At 39.3% G+C, this 16,298-nt stretch carries 20 protein-coding genes; 12 read left to right on the top strand and 8 right to left on the bottom strand.

From position 1 onward, the window contains the following. Positions 1 to 732, bottom strand: a complete 732-nt coding sequence (locus AAFN64_RS10095; protein WP_347760340.1) for a biotin--[acetyl-CoA-carboxylase] ligase — start codon at positions 730 to 732, stop codon at positions 1 to 3. A 93-nt stretch (positions 733 to 825) separates the two neighbouring features. On the opposite strand from AAFN64_RS10095, the gene rsfS reads away from it, so the two are divergent. From rsfS to AAFN64_RS10055, 8 genes are all read left to right on the top strand, one after another. Beyond that, the gene (gene rsfS / locus AAFN64_RS10090; RefSeq protein ID WP_136401933.1) at positions 826 to 1,200 is read left to right on the top strand and encodes a ribosome silencing factor; all 375 of its coding nucleotides are present in this window, start codon (positions 826 to 828) and stop codon (positions 1,198 to 1,200) included. Between the two features lie 15 nt (positions 1,201 to 1,215). Beyond that, positions 1,216 to 3,153, top strand: coding sequence for an ATP-dependent zinc metalloprotease FtsH (ftsH, locus tag AAFN64_RS10085; protein ID WP_300490835.1), 1,938 nt, complete (start codon positions 1,216 to 1,218; stop codon positions 3,151 to 3,153). Positions 3,154 to 3,268: 115 nt separating this feature from the next. Next, the gene (locus AAFN64_RS10080) at positions 3,269 to 3,871 is read left to right on the top strand and encodes a lactate utilization protein B/C (RefSeq protein ID WP_300490839.1); all 603 of its coding nucleotides are present in this window, start codon (positions 3,269 to 3,271) and stop codon (positions 3,869 to 3,871) included. Position 3,872: 1 nt separating this feature from the next. Continuing rightward, positions 3,873 to 4,682, top strand: a complete 810-nt coding sequence (locus tag AAFN64_RS10075; RefSeq protein ID WP_300490842.1) for a phosphatidate cytidylyltransferase — start codon at positions 3,873 to 3,875, stop codon at positions 4,680 to 4,682. Continuing rightward, a complete protein-coding gene (locus AAFN64_RS10070; protein ID WP_300490845.1) occupies positions 4,672 to 5,322 on the top strand; it encodes a phosphatidylserine decarboxylase family protein in 651 nt (216 codons plus the stop codon). The genes AAFN64_RS10075 and AAFN64_RS10070 overlap by 11 nt, the downstream gene beginning before the upstream one ends. A gap of 2 nt (positions 5,323 to 5,324) precedes the next feature. Beyond that, entirely contained in the window at positions 5,325 to 5,597 is a 273-nt protein-coding gene (locus AAFN64_RS10065) for an acyl-CoA-binding protein (RefSeq protein ID WP_300490848.1), read from the top strand. After that, positions 5,594 to 6,382, top strand: coding sequence for a superoxide dismutase (locus tag AAFN64_RS10060; protein ID WP_347760339.1), 789 nt, complete (start codon positions 5,594 to 5,596; stop codon positions 6,380 to 6,382). Before AAFN64_RS10065 ends, AAFN64_RS10060 begins: the two co-directional genes overlap by 4 nt. Positions 6,383 to 6,439: 57 nt before the next feature. Further along, positions 6,440 to 6,829, top strand: coding sequence for an AraC family transcriptional regulator (locus tag AAFN64_RS10055; protein WP_347760338.1), 390 nt, complete (start codon positions 6,440 to 6,442; stop codon positions 6,827 to 6,829). Here the strand turns inward: AAFN64_RS10055 and AAFN64_RS10050 are convergent. The 3 genes from AAFN64_RS10050 to AAFN64_RS10040 are packed head-to-tail and all read right to left on the bottom strand — an operon-like array spanning position 6,826 to position 8,212. Next, on the bottom strand, positions 6,826 to 7,407 hold the full coding sequence (locus tag AAFN64_RS10050; RefSeq protein WP_347760337.1) for a YdeI family protein: 582 nt from the start codon (positions 7,405 to 7,407) through the stop codon (positions 6,826 to 6,828). The genes AAFN64_RS10055 and AAFN64_RS10050 overlap by 4 nt on opposite strands. A gap of 15 nt (positions 7,408 to 7,422) precedes the next feature. Next, complete coding sequence (locus AAFN64_RS10045) at positions 7,423 to 7,890, bottom strand: SRPBCC domain-containing protein (RefSeq protein ID WP_347760336.1); 468 nt, start codon at positions 7,888 to 7,890, stop codon at positions 7,423 to 7,425. Between the two features lies 1 nt (position 7,891). Further along, the gene (locus AAFN64_RS10040; RefSeq protein ID WP_347760335.1) at positions 7,892 to 8,212 is read right to left on the bottom strand and encodes a metalloregulator ArsR/SmtB family transcription factor; all 321 of its coding nucleotides are present in this window, start codon (positions 8,210 to 8,212) and stop codon (positions 7,892 to 7,894) included. Positions 8,213 to 8,624: 412 nt separating this feature from the next. Here AAFN64_RS10040 and AAFN64_RS10035 point away from each other — a divergent pair, with 412 nt between their 5' ends. Further along, positions 8,625 to 9,710: a hypothetical protein gene (locus AAFN64_RS10035; RefSeq protein ID WP_347760334.1), complete on the top strand. Its 1,086-nt coding sequence runs from the start codon at positions 8,625 to 8,627 to the stop codon at positions 9,708 to 9,710. An 80-nt stretch (positions 9,711 to 9,790) separates the two neighbouring features. On the opposite strand, the gene AAFN64_RS10030 is transcribed toward AAFN64_RS10035, so the two are convergent. Then, positions 9,791 to 9,952, bottom strand: a complete 162-nt coding sequence (locus AAFN64_RS10030) for a hypothetical protein (RefSeq protein WP_300490863.1) — start codon at positions 9,950 to 9,952, stop codon at positions 9,791 to 9,793. Positions 9,953 to 10,155: 203 nt separating this feature from the next. Here AAFN64_RS10030 and fumC point away from each other — a divergent pair, with 203 nt between their 5' ends. Together fumC and AAFN64_RS10020 are read left to right on the top strand one after the other, a co-directional pair. After that, positions 10,156 to 11,553 (top strand): class II fumarate hydratase, encoded by a 1,398-nt coding sequence (gene fumC / locus AAFN64_RS10025; protein ID WP_300490866.1) that lies wholly within the window; start codon positions 10,156 to 10,158, stop codon positions 11,551 to 11,553. A 73-nt stretch (positions 11,554 to 11,626) separates the two neighbouring features. Next, on the top strand, positions 11,627 to 12,178 hold the full coding sequence (locus AAFN64_RS10020) for a pentapeptide repeat-containing protein (protein ID WP_300490869.1): 552 nt from the start codon (positions 11,627 to 11,629) through the stop codon (positions 12,176 to 12,178). Positions 12,179 to 12,180: 2 nt separating this feature from the next. Here AAFN64_RS10020 and AAFN64_RS10015 read toward each other — a convergent pair whose 3' ends face one another. Then, complete coding sequence (locus AAFN64_RS10015) at positions 12,181 to 12,879, bottom strand: DUF1003 domain-containing protein (protein ID WP_347760333.1); 699 nt, start codon at positions 12,877 to 12,879, stop codon at positions 12,181 to 12,183. A 19-nt stretch (positions 12,880 to 12,898) separates the two neighbouring features. Beyond that, on the bottom strand, positions 12,899 to 13,981 hold the full coding sequence (gene corA, locus AAFN64_RS10010; RefSeq protein ID WP_347760332.1) for a magnesium/cobalt transporter CorA: 1,083 nt from the start codon (positions 13,979 to 13,981) through the stop codon (positions 12,899 to 12,901). A gap of 104 nt (positions 13,982 to 14,085) precedes the next feature. On the opposite strand from corA, the gene hutI reads away from it, so the two are divergent. Then, the gene (hutI, locus tag AAFN64_RS10005; RefSeq protein ID WP_347760331.1) at positions 14,086 to 15,324 is read left to right on the top strand and encodes an imidazolonepropionase; all 1,239 of its coding nucleotides are present in this window, start codon (positions 14,086 to 14,088) and stop codon (positions 15,322 to 15,324) included. Between the two features lie 52 nt (positions 15,325 to 15,376). On the opposite strand, the gene AAFN64_RS10000 is transcribed toward hutI, so the two are convergent. Then, on the bottom strand, positions 15,377 to 16,252 hold the full coding sequence (locus tag AAFN64_RS10000; protein ID WP_300490880.1) for a hypothetical protein: 876 nt from the start codon (positions 16,250 to 16,252) through the stop codon (positions 15,377 to 15,379). Positions 16,253 to 16,298: the final 46 nt, after the last annotated feature.

Here is a 16,298-nt window from a genome sequence, read left to right as displayed (position 1 = left end):
TCAGTACAATAATTTTACCTCTTTAATATCAAAAGTAGTAATGGAATCGTCCTCAAGGAGTACTTCAAGCTTACCGTTTGAAGTTACTCCCTGGATAATTCCCATAAAATGCGAACCATTATTTGCTTCAAAAGGCATGGGTATCCCCTTTTTAAACAACCTGTTGTCATACGACTGCCATAACAACGCATATTCTTTAGCCTGCAAAAGCGACAGGTTTCGTTTCAGATTTCTCAGTATAGCCAACATGACTGCCTCTTTGTCAAAAACCCTTCCGCAGATCGCGTAGAGCGATGAAGCCTTTGGTAGGTTCTCAAAATGCTCCTGATTTACATTCAATCCAATGCCTACTATCGAAAAAATTTCACCATTTCGTTTGATACTGTTCTCGATAAGTATGCCACTGATCTTTTTACTCTCTGCCAAAATGTCGTTTGGCCATTTGATCGCCAATCCGCCAATAGCAAATTCTTCCAGTCCTTCGATTATGCTAACCGCCACCGCTACATTCAAATGAAAAATAGCCTGAATATCCAATAGCAAATCCCGAACTAAAACACTAAAAGTCAAATTCTTACCCGACTCCACACTCCATTCGGCGCCCATTTGCCCCTTCCCTTTTGTCTGATGTTCTGCCACAACCACGGTAAAGTTTTCTACAAATTGTTTTGTCAGTAAATCTTTTAAAAAATCATTTGTGGAACTTGTGGCACCGAGTTTGATAATATTCATATAAATAAATAACTTTACTATCGCTAATCTTGTGTTAAGGTTCAAAAATAAAGACAAAATTTGATAACTTTGCGAAAATATATAAAATAATAAATGGCAAAAAAGGATAATATTAACAATGATGATCTGTTAGCTAACATCATTAAGGGAGTTGAAGAAGTAAAAGGTAATGATATAGATATTCTGGATCTAAGAGCAATCGAAAATACCGTATGTGATTATTTTGTAATTTGTAACGGTAATTCCAATACACAGGTTAACGCCATTGCCAATTCCGTACAAAAAATTGTTTCCAAGGAACTTAAAGACAAACCTTGGCATGTTGAAGGTGCCGAAAACGGAGAATGGATACTTATGGACTACGTAACGATCGTGGTACATGTATTCCAGAAACACATCCGTGAGTACTACAACATCGAAAGCCTTTGGGGTGATGCAAAAATCACTTCTATCCAAAACAAATACTAAACATCCACATTTAACATGTCAAAAGATAAAAAACCAAATCCTTCTAAGATCAGAATTAGCCCATGGGTTATTTATGGGGCCGTACTTTTGATTTTAATTGCGATTCAACTTGTTTCAAGCGGAACGAATTTCCAGGAAGTAAAACCTACCTCGTTATCCCGTTTTTACCAATACCTTGACTCCGGTCAGGTCGAAAAAGTCGTTTTCAACAAAAGCACGGCTCAGGTATACTTGAACAAAGAAGCACTTAACAGCAAAACCCACGAAAAAATTGAGAAGAAAAACCTGTTAGGCAAAGACAATACAGGTCCTCATTATACGCTGGACATCGGTACCAACAGTGAACTTTTCCAAAAGAAACTGGAGGAAGCCCGTCTGGAAGGTAAGTTAAAAGACTATTCCTCAGAGCCGGAAAGCAATTGGGGCGATATCTTGATCAACTTCCTGCCTATTATTTTGATCATTGCCTTCTGGTTATTTATGTTCCGAAGAATGTCAGGTGGCGGATCCGGAGGTGGTGGCGGACAGATTTTCTCAATCGGAAAATCCAAAGCACGTCTTTTTGACGAGAAAAACGACATCAAGGTAACGTTTAAAGACGTAGCCGGACTGGAAGGAGCCAAAGAAGAAATCCAGGAGATCGTTGAATTCCTGAAAAATCCTGAAAAATACACCAGTATCGGTGGTAAAATCCCGAAAGGAGCCTTATTGGTAGGACCTCCGGGAACCGGTAAAACCCTTTTGGCTAAAGCCGTAGCCGGCGAAGCACAAGTACCGTTCTTCTCATTATCCGGTTCGGATTTTGTAGAAATGTTCGTAGGGGTTGGGGCATCACGTGTACGGGATTTGTTTAAACAGGCTAAAGAAAAATCGCCTTCGATTATCTTTATCGACGAGATTGATGCCGTAGGTAGAGCCCGTGGAAAAAACAATTTCTCCGGATCGAACGACGAACGTGAAAATACCCTAAACCAGTTATTAACCGAAATGGATGGTTTTGGTACCAATACACACGTAATCGTATTGGCTGCAACAAACCGTGCCGACGTACTGGACAAAGCTTTAATGCGTGCCGGACGTTTTGACAGACAGATTTATGTAGACCTTCCGGACATCCGTGAGCGTAAAGAAATATTTGAAGTACACTTAAAACCGTTGAAAAAATCGGAAGAGCTGGATACTGAATTCCTGGCCAAACAAACACCTGGATTTTCCGGTGCCGATATTGCCAACGTATGTAACGAATCGGCTCTTATTGCTGCCCGAAAAGGCAAAAAAGCAGTCGACAAACAGGACTTCCTGGATGCTGTAGATCGAATTGTAGGTGGACTTGAAAAGAAAAACAAAATCGTTACCCCGGAAGAAAAACGCGCTATTGCGATTCACGAAGCGGGTCACGCTACTGTAAGCTGGATGTTAGAACACGCAGCGCCATTGGTAAAAGTGACTATCGTACCAAGGGGTCAGAGTCTTGGAGCGGCCTGGTATTTACCGGAAGAACGTCTGATTGTACGTCCGGAACAAATGCTGGACGAGATGTGTGCTACTATGGGTGGACGTGCAGCTGAAAAAGTAATTTTCAATAAAATTTCGACCGGAGCTTTAAGCGACCTTGAAAAGGTAACCAAACAAGCCCGTGCTATGGTAACCGTATACGGTTTAAACGATAAATTAGGAAACATCACCTACTACGATTCATCGGGTCAGAGTGAATATAATTTCTCCAAACCATACTCGGAAGAAACGGCTAAAGTTATAGACAAAGAGATCTCCGATCTGATCGAATCCCAGTACAACAGAGCGATTCAGATCCTGAATGAAAACAAGGAGAAACTAAACCAACTTGCCGACATTCTGATCGAAAAAGAAGTAATTTTCAAAGACGACCTGGAAGCCATATTTGGACAGCGTCCGCATGAAAAAACAGAAAATGAAGTAGTTACTGAATCCTAAGAAAAATAATTATAACATTTTATACAAAAATCTTAATTCGATTGTAAAATTGAATTAAGATTTTTTTATCTTTGATTGATTTCAAGTGCAAAAAACAAAGATCTGACCTACTTTTATGAGTCTTTTTAAAAAACTTTTCGGCAGTGCGAATGATGCTTCAAAAGAGGAGAGAGAACCCGAATTGAGCCAATATCATCCAGAGATTGAGATGCCAATAGATGAGCAATTTACTTTCAATTTCAAAAAAAATGGAGGTAAGTTTTTGTATTGTGAAAATTTAACCGAAGTACACGAACAATTTGAGAATATTTTGGTAGAAAACGATTGGTTTGAAAGCGATGTCATTTGTTTAGAACCAAAACTCTACAGTCTGCTTGACGAAAATAAACTCAACTACAACAGTCCTAAAAATCCCAAGTTTTTATTTGCTTCCTGCGAAAACCTGATTGCCGACGAAGGTTCCATCCTTTTTTCATCCAATCAGTTACGCCAGAACAAACCCAACGATTTACCGTCGAATATCATTATTCTGGCTACAACCAGTCAGATTTTAGCGAATAAAAGCGATGGTCTACGGGAAATCAAACGCAAATACGATAAAGAATACCCAACCAATATCACCACTTTTAAATATTTCGAAAAAGCAAAAGAAGAAGATTTTCTACAGTATGGCAGTTGCCCTAAAAATCTGTATTTATTGCTTTTAGAAGATTTGTAGCATGCGGGAAAGTAGTATCAGGGCCCTTTCGGGGTTTATCTATATCGTCTTATTACTAACAGCTACTCTGTTTTCTGAAGTGAGCTTTACGTTGCTCTTCGGTATATTCTTATTGATTGCGGTAGTCGAATTCTGCAAACTAATCCACCTTAAAAACGGTTTACCAATTGTATTAGGACTTGGCGCCTATATTCTCTTTATTGTATTCCGCATCAATTCCTTTTATACCGATATTGCGATTTGCCTGGCAACACTGTTTGTTTCGGTAAATTTAATGATCGATCTATTCGGATCGGCACAACCGGTTCGCAGCGACAAATCGGCCAAATATGTAAAACTCTTCGGTTATATCATATTGCCGTTTATTCTGTTGATGAAAGCACCTTTTATTACCGGTAGCTTTACGCCCAATATCATTATCGGAATTTTTATCCTGATCTGGACCAATGACACTTTTGCCTATATCGTGGGCAAATCTTTTGGAAAAACCAAACTATTCGAACGCATATCGCCTAAAAAAACCATTGAAGGCTTTGTTGGCGGATTGGTTTTCACCATGATCGGAAGTTATATTATCAGTCAGTTTTTTACATTCTTCTCCCCTGTCACCTGGATCATAACCGGTTTAATAGTAGGTTTTTTCGGCACTATCGGCGATTTGGTTGAATCCAAATTTAAACGCACAGCCGGAGTAAAAGACAGTGGAAAAATTATGCCGGGACACGGTGGTATTTTAGATCGACTGGATAGTGTTATATTTGCAATACCGTTTCTTTATTTGTTTTATCAAATTTTAAATTATGTTTCATAAAGAAGGCTCAAAAATTATCTTAATCACAACCTTTTTGGTTGCTTTGACAGCTGTTTTAGCTGATGAATTTATCAGTATCCTATGGTTACAAAAAGTGGTGCAACTGTTAGGATTGGTTGTATTAGTACTTGTACTGCAATTTTTCAGAAACCCGAAAAGAATTGTAGACATCAACGACAATCACATTATTGCTCCGGTAGACGGAAAAGTAGTGGTTATCGAAGAAGTATACGAGCCGGAATATTTTAAAGACAAACGTCTTATGGTATCGATTTTTATGTCTCCGATTAACGTACACGTAACGCGTTATGCCGTAAACGGAGAAGTAAAATACAGCAAATACCATCCGGGTAAATACCTGGTGGCATGGCATCCGAAAGCCAGTGAAGAAAACGAAAGAACTACCGTTGTGGTAGAAAACCGTATTTTCGGAGAAATCCTGTACCGTCAGATAGCCGGTGCATTGGCACGACGAATTGTAAACTATGCTCAGGAAGGAATGCGCGTCGTTCAGGGAACTGATGCCGGATTTATTAAATTTGGATCGAGGGTGGATTTATACTTACCTTTAGGTACCGAAGTGACTGTAAAATTAAATGAGAAGGCTGTAGGCGGCAAAACAATCATTGCAAAAAAATAATAATGTCCGATTCTAATTTAGATACGCAATTCCAGGAAGCCTTTGAAAAAGCTTCCAATATGACGGAGAATTTACCTCAGGATGTCATGTTGCGTCTCTATGCCTATTACAAACAGGCGCTATCCGGAACCAACAGACTCAAGCAACATCAGGAGCCTCAGGATTTAAGGGATGCTTTTAAAATGAATGCCTGGATGCAGGTACGTCATTTATCGCCCGATGATGCTAAAAAATTGTATATAGAAACCGTAAATTCAATAATTAATAAGCCATGAAAAATTCTAAAATCCTTATTGCCGGTTTCCTTTTTTCGACCTTGCTTTTTTCTTGTAAAGATAAAAACAAGTTGGAAGAGGTAGTTGAAATCCCGGATCCGGTAGAACAGACAAAAACGGCAACACCGGTAGGTAATCCTGCGGATGTAAAAGCCGATCCCGGAACGTTCCAAATGAAAGGACTTCCGTATGCATATGATGCCTTAGCTCCTTATATCGACGCTAAAACCGTTGAAATACATTATTCCAAACACCATGTTGGGTATGCAAACAACCTGAATAAGGCGATTGCAGGTACCGCACTGGAAAAACAAACCATCGAAGATATCCTGACCAAATTGGATATGGAAAACAAAGCGGTGCGCAACAATGCCGGCGGTTATTACAACCACAACCTGTATTGGGAAATTATGGCTCCAAAAGCCGGCGGTGAACCCAAAGGTGCCATAGCCGATGCGATTACCAAAACCTTCGGTTCGTTCGAAAATTTTAAAACACAATTTTCGGATGCCGGTGCCAAACAATTCGGTTCCGGATGGGCATGGTTGGTTGTAGACAAAACCGGTAATCTTGTCGTAGGCAGTACGCCAAACCAGGACAATCCTTTAATGCCAAATGTGGGTATTTCCGGAACACCAATTTTAGGAATGGATGTATGGGAACATGCTTACTACCTAAACTATCAAAACAAAAGAGCCGATTATATCACAGCGTTCTTTAACCTGATCAATTGGGATGCCGTTTCAAAAAAATACGACGACGCGCAAGCTAAAATCAAAAAATAAAGTAAAAATCCGCTACACAGCGGATTTTTTAATTCCACACAAAACGGAATCATTCGTATGACAAAATTACCACTGAAATACAGTAACCGGAAAGAAGAAATTACCCTTGAATTTATCAATCAGGTCGATCGTCATATTGATAGCATTCTGGAAGGCCATAGCGACGTTATGTTCGAAATTAAAGACATCGCGTCCCTTATGTGTATTCATCCGGTACATCTTAGCACTACCATCAAACTGCAAACCGGTAAATCGCCCTGTTATTTCTTCGAAAAACGGATCATGGACGAATCCAAACGTTTGTTGGCCATTCCGGATAAAACCATAGCCGAAATTGCCTCACTACTCACCTTTGATCCTTCGAATTTTACCAAGTTTTTTAAACGGTTTGAAAACATCACCCCGTCACAATACCGCAATACCCTAAAAGCAATCGCACAGGATTAATCGTCGATACCCTTTCCCCTATAGATATTCGGCAGGTATTTTTCAATTCGCGCTTCTCTTGTTTTGGATTGTTTTGCCTGAGAAAAATAAAACAAATAGGCCCGTTGGCGGCCCGGAGTTAAGGCCTCAAACGCGCTTTTTAAAATCGGATTCTCATCCAGTCGCTGTTGAAATTCTTCCGGTACTGCATAATCCGTTGTTTCTTTTAATACCACCTTTGCACCCGACGCTTCAATTGCAATTGCTTCGTTGATATACGCCACAATTACCGGCTCCAGTTTCCGGATGTCGTCACTATTCGTAAACCGCAACTGTCGTGCCGACTGTACATTTTCGGTTTGCTGAATTAAAATTCCTTTAGGATCCTTAAGCAGTACGCCTTTATGAAACAACAGCGCACAATAGTCCTTAAACTCGTGGATGAGTACTACATTTTTCCCGGACAAGGTATAACACGGATGCATCCATTTATAATCTTCTACAAGGCGATTCGATTCCAGTACGATTTCCCGCAACAACGTCATCTCTTCTTTCCATTTTGTAGCCTTATCTAAAAATTGATCAACTTTTGGGTTCATGGTATAGCGATTTCGTTATGATTGTAAAGAGGCAACAACTTCTTGTAATCGATTGTGTGCCCAGTTTAATCCCTGTGCAAACGGCATTTGTACTAATTGATCCCGAAAGGCCTCCGATTTAAAAACAATTTGCATTGTTAACCGACTGGTTTCGTTTGTTAATGCTTCAAACTCCAAAAACTCCAACTGAACCGGAAAAGTACTGTTTTCCATTTCGAAAGTTCGTGTAATTCTTTCATTTGGAACGAAATCGAGAATGACCCCGTTTGCCCCAAATACCACTTCCCCATTTCGGTTGGTTTCAAACCGCCAGCTACCGTGCTTTCTGTTTTCCAGCTGTATTACGTTTGTTCCCATCCATTGCGCCACAATTTCAGGATCTTCATAGGCTTTAAAAAGCAATGCCACCGGTAATTCAAATTCGCGCGTAATCAGGAGCTCCTGCTTACCCTGTTCGGCCTGGATTTTCGTTTTCAGTTCCATCTTATTTGGTTTTATAGTTTTTCATTATCGATTCTAATGCGTTAAACCTATCGTCCCACATCTTTCGGAACGGTTCAATAAAATCGGCTATGGCTTTCATTTTTTGAGCGTTTAGGTGATAATAAATCTCTCTTCCGTTTTGCTCCGGTCGAAGGAGCTCGCATTCCGTTAATATCTGTAAATGCTTGGAAATCGTAGGTCGTGCCGAATCAAAATTTGACGCTATGGCTCCGGCAGTCATCGACTGTGTGGTTACCAGCATCAAAATTGCCCTACGCGTCGGATCGGCTATAGCCTGAAATACATCTCGTCTTAAATTCATCATGAAGTCATTTGACTACAAATATAAGTGTAGCCACTTAACTACACAAATAAAAATACATTTTTTTTATACAGTTCAAAAAAAACACATTCATTCCGTTAAAAAACACAATGGCAATAACGAACTGTTATATAACAATTTACGAGTCGATTAAATCCCAAATTCATTAGCAATTTATAACACGGCATAAATTTTATTGTATTTTTTGAAAAAATTGTCACAAACCGAAGCAACCAAATCGAAAAAACAGTGTCTATTAGTTTTACCATACTTTTTACACTGTTATAATTTTAAAAAAATCTGCTGTCTCGGCAGATTTTTTTTATTTAAGATCAAAACAACACTGTTAATTTTGACAAATAATTGGCTTTGTCAAAAAAATAATGGATTTTTGAAAATTAATTGACAACAAATGAGATCAACCTTTACCCTACTTTTACTTTCATTTTTATTAATCGCCTGTAAGAAAGACGAAAATCAAGCCGAAACCGAAGCCGAAATCGTAAACAACTGGAAAGACTTTAAACTTTCCGATAATGTAAAAACCGTAACCGAACAATCCTTTCTTTTGGTAAACGGACAAAAAGCCAAACCCGCAACCGAAAATCCAAACAGTTACAATACCGCTCTGGAATTTAGTGCTAGCGGAAGCCTGATTCACGAAAAGAAAAACCTTATGGATGGCAGTTTATTGGAAGAAACGACCTTTACCAACAAAGACAAAAAACTATTGGTATCGCAATATGTAAGTCCGGGGAAGGCTTTTACAACTAAATATTCATGGGACGACAATGGTAACAATACCATCATAACGCGTAGAAACCCGGAGGGAATGCAGTTGGAAAAAACACTAAATACCTTTATTAAAAACCAACGTGTAGAAGTGCGTCGATTTGACGATAAAGACAATCAGATAGACCGAAACACTTATTTATTTGGCACTAACGGTAAAATCCGGGAGGAAAAATCGTTTCTTCGTGAAGCGGCCGTACAATATATCACAACCTATACGTACGATAGCAACAACAATTTGCAAACCGAACAGCGTTTGAATTCGGACTATAAAAGACTGTATACGATCAATAATAAATACAACACTAAAAATCTATTACTTCAAACCGAAACGTTAAACAAAGACAACGCATTGGAATATTCGGAAGTACGCACTTTTGATGCGAAAGGTAACATGACTTCCAACCGAATTTATGACGGTTTTGCAGACGGAAAAATTTTAGAAGAGTTTAAATACGACAAAAACAAGAATCTGATCGAACGCAAAGAAATCGTGAACCAGCAAATAACATCACATCAGTTGTTAACCTACGATGATCATAACAATGTGACGTATGAGAAAACGGTTGGCAAAGACGGAAAATTAGTTGTTGATCGTAAAGTACGTTACGAATACGACAAAAATGGAAACTGGATTAAAAAGACCATTACCATAGACAACGAACCAAAATTTGTAGTCGAACGTAAGATAACCTATTATAAATAATTAAAAAGGGAGCTTTAAGCTCCCTTTTTTGTAAAATAAAAGGGAACAATCTGTTCCCTTTATATCTTGAATAAATTTAATTATTCTGCTTTCTTTTTATTTCTCTTTTCTTTGATCAATTCGATGATAGCGCCTCCTAGCCAATATTGCACGAAACCTACCAGGAAAATCATTAACCAAAAACCGATGGTTAAGATACATAAGAAAAGTAAAAAGCCTAAATACTGTTGAAATTCAAACATGTTTTCCGGAATTTTGAATACCCGCCAAAGGTAAGCCGAATAATCGGCTTGTCCAATATTTATCAGAAATTTATTTTAATTCATTTTTTTAAGCTGTCGATATTGTCTATTTTTGAAAGGATTTTAAAACACCGTACACGGTTACACACAGGACCGTTTTTATGGTTTTAAATCGACAGTAACAACTTATACACAACAATAAAATGGAATACAGAATAGAAAAAGACACCATGGGTGAAGTGAAAGTTCCGGCAGACAAATACTGGGGAGCTCAGACAGAACGTTCTAGAAACAACTTCAAAATCGGCCCTTCGGGTTCGATGCCAAAAGAAATCGTGGAAGGTTTTGCCTATCTTAAAAAAGCGGCAGCCTATGCCAATCACGATTTAGGGGTGTTAGCAGTAGAAAAAAGAGACGCTATTGCAGCCGTTTGCGATGAGATTTTAGCCGGAAAATTAGACGGTGAATTCCCATTGGTAATCTGGCAAACCGGATCGGGTACGCAAAGTAACATGAACGTAAACGAAGTGATCGCAAACCGTGCTCAGGTATTGGCCGGATTTAAGATCGGAGAAGGTGAAGCCGTTATCAAAGCAAACGACGACGTAAACAAATCACAGTCATCTAACGACACCTATCCTACGGGAATGCATATCGCAGCTTACAAAGCCGTAGTGGAAGTAACCATTCCGGGTGTTGAGAAATTAAGAGATACACTACATGCGAAAGCACAGGAATTTAAAACCGTAGTAAAAATTGGCCGTACGCACTTAATGGATGCTACGCCATTAACCTTAGGTCAGGAGATTTCCGGTTATGTAGCGCAGTTAAATCACGGTTTAAGAGCGGTAAAAAATACACTTGCACACTTATCGGAAGTAGCTTTAGGCGGAACTGCTGTTGGAACAGGATTAAACACTCCGGAAGGATATGACGTAAAAGTAGCCGAGTACATCGCTAAATTTACCGGTCATCCGTTTGTAACAGCCGAAAATAAATTTGAAGCTTTAGCAGCACACGATGCAATTGTAGAAACACATGGCGCTTTAAAACAATTAGCTGTATCGTTAAATAAAATTGCTAACGATATCCGTATGCTGGCATCAGGACCACGTTCCGGTATTGGTGAAATTTTCATTCCGGAAAACGAACCGGGATCGTCTATCATGCCAGGAAAAGTAAACCCTACACAATGTGAGGCTTTAACCATGGTATGTGCTCAGGTAATGGGTAACGACGTAGCCATCACAATTGGTGGTACTCAGGGACACTACGAATTAAACGTTTTCAAACCGTTAATGGCGGCTAACTTCCTGCAATCGGCACGTTTATTAGGAGATGCCTGTGTTTCGTTTGACGAGCATTGTGCACAGGGAATTGAGCCAAACCACAAACGTATTAAAGAATTGGTAGACAATTCCTTAATGTTGGTAACGGCTTTAAACACCAAAATCGGATATTACAAAGCGGCTGAAATCGCGCAAACAGCTCATAAAAACGGAACTACTTTAAAAGAAGAAGCGGTACGTTTGGGGTATGTGACACCAGAAGATTTCGACGCCTGGGTAAAACCGGAAGACATGGTGGGAAGTTTAAAATAATTATTCCTCAATAGTAAATAAAACCTGTAGTTGTTCCGACACTACAGGTTTTATCATTTCAACCCGATCATATATGTTATTTGAAGATCAACTTTTTGAAAAAGTCAACGTATTGGAAAAAGCCGAATACGACAATTGCCAATTTATCAATTGTCAGTTTGGGAATGCCTTTTTAAATAATTTTTCATTTTTGGATTGCACCTTTACCGGTTGTGATTTCAGTATGGCAAACGTAAGCGGTACTTCCTTTAAGGATGTCACCTTTACCGATTGTAAGTTACTCGGTGTTAATTTTAACGACTGTAATCCGTTTTTACTACAACTAACGCTTACTCGCTGTAATGTAAAATTGGGCTCTTTTTACGGTTTAAAACTTAAAAGTTCCCGTTTTTCCGATTGTATCCTCGAGGATGTCGATTTTACCGATGCCGATCTGTCCGGGATTCGTTTTCCGAACTGTGATTTCCGTGAAGCCATATTCAACCAGACGATGCTTGAAAAAGCCGATTTCCGTACGGCCGTAAATTATTCGATTGATCCGGGTCGGAATACCATTACCCGCGCCAAATTTGCATATCCGGCGGTTTTGGGATTACTGGACACGTATAAAATCGAAGTCCAATAACCTTACTTTTTATTTTCCATCTTATGAATGATATCATTCATCATGTCGATTTGAATCTTCTGGATTTCCAACATCGACTGTTCCTGATGTAAAATCAGATGGTCAATTTTTTCGTGTAACATGCGTATTTCCAACTCCGACTTTAAATTGATCATGTAATCGTTTTTAGCGCGTTCCCGGTCTTTTTCCTCCTGTCGGTTCTGACTCATCATAATCACCGGTGCCTGTAAAGCCGCAATACAGGAAAGAATCAGATTTAACAATATAAACGGATACGGATCAAAACCTTTATTGGCCAGTAAAAAGATATTCAATGCGATCCAAACGACCAGAAAGATCATAAAAGAAATAATAAACGTCCAGCTACCGCCAAATTCGGCTACCTTATCGGCTACACGCTGACCAAAAGTGTACCCTTGCCCCTCTTCTTCAGGTTTATTGAGCACCATCTTTTTGTCTTTTAGCGCATGCAAAACCGTTTTTTCCAGTTCGGAAATTTCGCCGACCTCCTTAATCAAAAAATCCGAAATATATTTTTCCCGGTAGTAATTTAGCTCCCCAACCGACAAATACTGTTCCCGCGAAAACTCCGGATGCTCTTTCAGTATAAAATTCATAATGGAAGCCCGGATGGTTTTCCCGGAAACTTTTTCGGCTGCCGGAAATTCCTTTCCCGAAATGGCGCTTATAAATGTTTTCATATCTTATCGTATCATTGCTTTAAAACCACTTTTTTCTTTTAAAATACGTCACCATCAAAATGGCCAGTATCGCCATAATACCCAGAACCGCAAAATAACCGTTATCCGTTTTTAACTCCGGCATGTTTTCAAAATTCATCCCATAAACTCCCACAATAAACGTGAGCGGCATAAAGATAACAGACACCACCGTGAGCACTTTCATAATTTCGTTCATCCGCTGACTTTGGGCCGAAAAATAAAAGTGTGAGGCACTATCCAACGAATTGGTATCGTAGTCGATCTGCTCCAAAAGTTCGAGACATTTCTGATGCAAACGGGCAAAAAACGTATAATTGGACTGTTCGATTCCATCGTATTGATCATCGTCCTGAAAACTTTTCAGACTATATAACGCATCGCGCAACGGGATAATGGAACGTTTTAGAAAATTCAGATTTTCCCGATTTTTTTCAATTCGTATCAGCACATCCTGTCGGTAGTTGGTTTTTGATTCGATCATCAACGCCTCAATCCGGTCTTCGTAATTCTCGATGGTGATGTAAAAATTTTCGATAATCGCATCCAGCATCAGATACAACAGGTAATCGTTTTTCTTTTTGCGGACAATTCCGGTGGCAGTACGTATACGCTCGCGGATATGGGTAAAAAAGTCACTCCTTTTTTCCTGAAACGAGACGAGCATATTTCCTTTTAGAATAAAACTGATCTGTTCAACACTGATATTGTCCAAATCTTCACCCGGTAAAATCGATTTGATATTAAAAAACAACATATCGTCCAGTTCTTCGAGCTTGGTTCTTCTCTGGGTATTCAGGATATCGCCCACGAGAAAATTCTGAATTCCAACCAATTCTCCTATCTTCTGAATCAGCCCTACATCGTGTAACCCGTGAATATTAAGCCATTTTACATCCTCTTCCTGCAATTTATCGTTGAGTTCTTTTTCAACCTTATTCAGCGTAACTTTTGCATATTCTTCAAAGCGTTTTTCATTGTAAACAAATAACTGCATTCCTACAGGCTCACTGGTGTGAACACCGGTATATTCGTAATAATTGGGCTGAACTTTGCGGACTTTACGATACTTGACTTTTCTCACGGCATAATAATTTTATATAAAGATAGGAGTTTTTAAAATTCCAGTTTATTTTTACAAAAATTATTTAAGCACTTATAAAAGCTGCTCTTTCAAGATAGAATCCTATGAAAATTTTAATCCAGAACATCAAAGAACTACTACAGGTAAGAGAAACACCCGTAGCTAAAGTTTCCGGAGCCGAAATGGCCGTTTTACCCAAAATAGACCATGCTTTCCTATTGATTGAAGACGATCGGATTGCCGATTTTGGTCCGATGGCAGACTGTCCGTCTTCTGAAGGCTGCAAACTGATAGACGCTACCGGTAAAACCGTACTTCCAACGTGGTGCGACAGCCATACGCATATTGTTTATGCCGGCAATCGCGAGCAGGAATTTGTAGATCGGATTAATGGGTTGAGTTATGAAGAGATTGCCAGTCGTGGCGGTGGTATTCTAAATTCGGCTAAAAAGTTACAGGAAACCTCCGAAGAAGAAATTTACAACCAATCAAAAGTACGTTTGGAAGAAGTGATGCGTCAGGGAACCGGAGCGGTAGAAATCAAATCCGGTTACGGACTTACGGTCGAAGCCGAATTAAAAATGCTACGAGTGATCAAACGCTTATCCGAGAACTATCCGATTGCGATCAAAGCGACTTTTTTAGGCGCGCATGCTTTCCCATCCGAATATAAAGAAAACCACGAAGGGTATATCGATTTGATCATTAACGAAATGCTTCCGGCTATTGCCCGCAAAAACCTGGCCGAATATGTCGACGCCTTTCTGGAAACCGGTTATTTTTCGGTAGCCGAAACCGAACGGATTATCGAAGCGGGAAAACAACACGGATTAATCCCAAAAATTCACGTGAATCAATTTACAGCCATTAATGGTATCGAAGCCTGTGTAAAACACGGTGCTTTATCGGTAGACCATTTAGAAATCGTAACCGACGAAGATATCGCTGTTTTAAAAGACAGTATTACGATGCCGGTTGCTTTACCAAGCTGTTCCTATTTTATCAGTATTCCGTATACGCCGGCGCGAAAAATGCTACAAGCCGGATTACCGTTGGCTTTGGCCTCCGATTTTAATCCGGGTACCACGCCATCCGGAAATATGAATTTTGTAGTCGCAACCGCCTGTATCAAAATGAAAATGACACCGGAAGAAGCGATTAATGCAGCGACTATTAACGGCGCCTATGCGATGGGAATTTCCGATACACACGGAAGTATCACCAAAGGGAAAAAAGCGAATATCATCATTACGCAACCACTTACCTCCTATTACCAGTTGCCATATGCTTTTGGCAGTAACCTGATTGATCAGGTGCTAATCGAAGGTCAGTTTATTCAATAAAAAAAGAGGAACCTATGTTCCTCTTTTTTGTTGTATTGTCGTTTATCTTTTGTTATTTCAATGTAAAGCTGGTTTTGGATACCAATTCCGCTTTGTCGAAAATATTTACGAAGAATGTTCCGCCTTCGATATTCTCTACCGGTAAATCCTGAGCTACCTGAACGGTTTTGTTTTCATATTTCACCGTTTTAACAAAGCTGTATGTTAATACTTTGTCACCAAAAGTTTCGGTACGTTTTTCTCCCAATACATTGTTTTTGCTGTCAATGATCTGGATATAGTACGTTTTATCTCCCGATTTGGCTACCTGGTTTTCAGCAATGGTAAAGCTCACTTTCAATACATCAGCTCTACGCGCTTTGTCTGTATCGATTTGTTTTCCGGAACTTCTTTGTTTTACCGCAGTCGTCTGTAAATTCAATACCGTTAATTTAGATGCTTTTTCAACCGTTTTGGCCAACTGGTCGTTTTGTGATACCAATGTATCGTTCACTCTTCTAGCGTCGTTTAATACAGTTTGTGTACTGTCGCGTTGCGTGGTTAAGGCTGCATTTTGTTTTTTCAGCCCATCATTTTCGCGCATCAGATTATCCATTTCACGTTTTAAACGCAGGTAATCGTTTTTAAATTTTGCTAATGAAGCCGCATCGCCCTTTGATTTTTCCAGTTCTTTCTGCAATTGGATCAGTTTTTCTCTTTCTGCCGTCAATTCAGACGAAAGTGAAGTGTTATCCGCTATCGCAGCATCATATTTAGCAATCGCAGCTTGAAGCTCTTCATTTAACTTATCTTTCTCCGACATGATTTTGTTTTCAGAAGTCTGATTATCAGTACTCATCTTGTACATATAGGCCAAACTCCCGATTAACAATAACGACAAAACAACAATAATGGCTTTTAAGCTCGAGTTACTTTTTTGATTTTCCATAGTCACATTTTTTTCAAATTCAATTAGCTATAAAATTATTCATTTC

This window comes from Flavobacterium sp. CAU 1735 (assembly GCF_039888695.1).
Lineage (GTDB): Bacteria > Bacteroidota > Bacteroidia > Flavobacteriales > Flavobacteriaceae > Flavobacterium.
Note: the sequence above shows the minus strand (reverse complement) of the source record. Positions and strands in the feature narration are given on the sequence as shown.

Excerpts from the sequence above, each read along its gene's own strand:
- AAFN64_RS10095 (WP_347760340.1), bottom strand. The coding sequence starts at position 732 with ATGAATATTATCAAACTCGGTGCCACAAGTTCCACAAATGATTTTTTA.
- rsfS (WP_136401933.1), top strand. The coding sequence starts at position 826 with ATGGCAAAAAAGGATAATATTAACAATGATGATCTGTTAGCTAACATC.
- ftsH (WP_300490835.1), top strand. The coding sequence starts at position 1,216 with ATGTCAAAAGATAAAAAACCAAATCCTTCTAAGATCAGAATTAGCCCA.
- AAFN64_RS10080 (WP_300490839.1), top strand. The coding sequence starts at position 3,269 with ATGAGTCTTTTTAAAAAACTTTTCGGCAGTGCGAATGATGCTTCAAAA.
- AAFN64_RS10075 (WP_300490842.1), top strand. The coding sequence starts at position 3,873 with ATGCGGGAAAGTAGTATCAGGGCCCTTTCGGGGTTTATCTATATCGTC.
- AAFN64_RS10070 (WP_300490845.1), top strand. The coding sequence starts at position 4,672 with ATGTTTCATAAAGAAGGCTCAAAAATTATCTTAATCACAACCTTTTTG.
- AAFN64_RS10065 (WP_300490848.1), top strand. The coding sequence starts at position 5,325 with ATGTCCGATTCTAATTTAGATACGCAATTCCAGGAAGCCTTTGAAAAA.
- AAFN64_RS10060 (WP_347760339.1), top strand. The coding sequence starts at position 5,594 with ATGAAAAATTCTAAAATCCTTATTGCCGGTTTCCTTTTTTCGACCTTG.
- AAFN64_RS10055 (WP_347760338.1), top strand. The coding sequence starts at position 6,440 with ATGACAAAATTACCACTGAAATACAGTAACCGGAAAGAAGAAATTACC.
- AAFN64_RS10050 (WP_347760337.1), bottom strand. The coding sequence starts at position 7,407 with ATGAACCCAAAAGTTGATCAATTTTTAGATAAGGCTACAAAATGGAAA.
- AAFN64_RS10045 (WP_347760336.1), bottom strand. The coding sequence starts at position 7,890 with ATGGAACTGAAAACGAAAATCCAGGCCGAACAGGGTAAGCAGGAGCTC.
- AAFN64_RS10040 (WP_347760335.1), bottom strand. The coding sequence starts at position 8,212 with ATGAATTTAAGACGAGATGTATTTCAGGCTATAGCCGATCCGACGCGT.
- AAFN64_RS10035 (WP_347760334.1), top strand. The coding sequence starts at position 8,625 with ATGAGATCAACCTTTACCCTACTTTTACTTTCATTTTTATTAATCGCC.
- AAFN64_RS10030 (WP_300490863.1), bottom strand. The coding sequence starts at position 9,952 with ATGTTTGAATTTCAACAGTATTTAGGCTTTTTACTTTTCTTATGTATC.
- fumC (WP_300490866.1), top strand. The coding sequence starts at position 10,156 with ATGGAATACAGAATAGAAAAAGACACCATGGGTGAAGTGAAAGTTCCG.
- AAFN64_RS10020 (WP_300490869.1), top strand. The coding sequence starts at position 11,627 with ATGTTATTTGAAGATCAACTTTTTGAAAAAGTCAACGTATTGGAAAAA.
- AAFN64_RS10015 (WP_347760333.1), bottom strand. The coding sequence starts at position 12,879 with ATGAAAACATTTATAAGCGCCATTTCGGGAAAGGAATTTCCGGCAGCC.
- hutI (WP_347760331.1), top strand. The coding sequence starts at position 14,086 with ATGAAAATTTTAATCCAGAACATCAAAGAACTACTACAGGTAAGAGAA.
- AAFN64_RS10000 (WP_300490880.1), bottom strand. The coding sequence starts at position 16,252 with ATGGAAAATCAAAAAAGTAACTCGAGCTTAAAAGCCATTATTGTTGTT.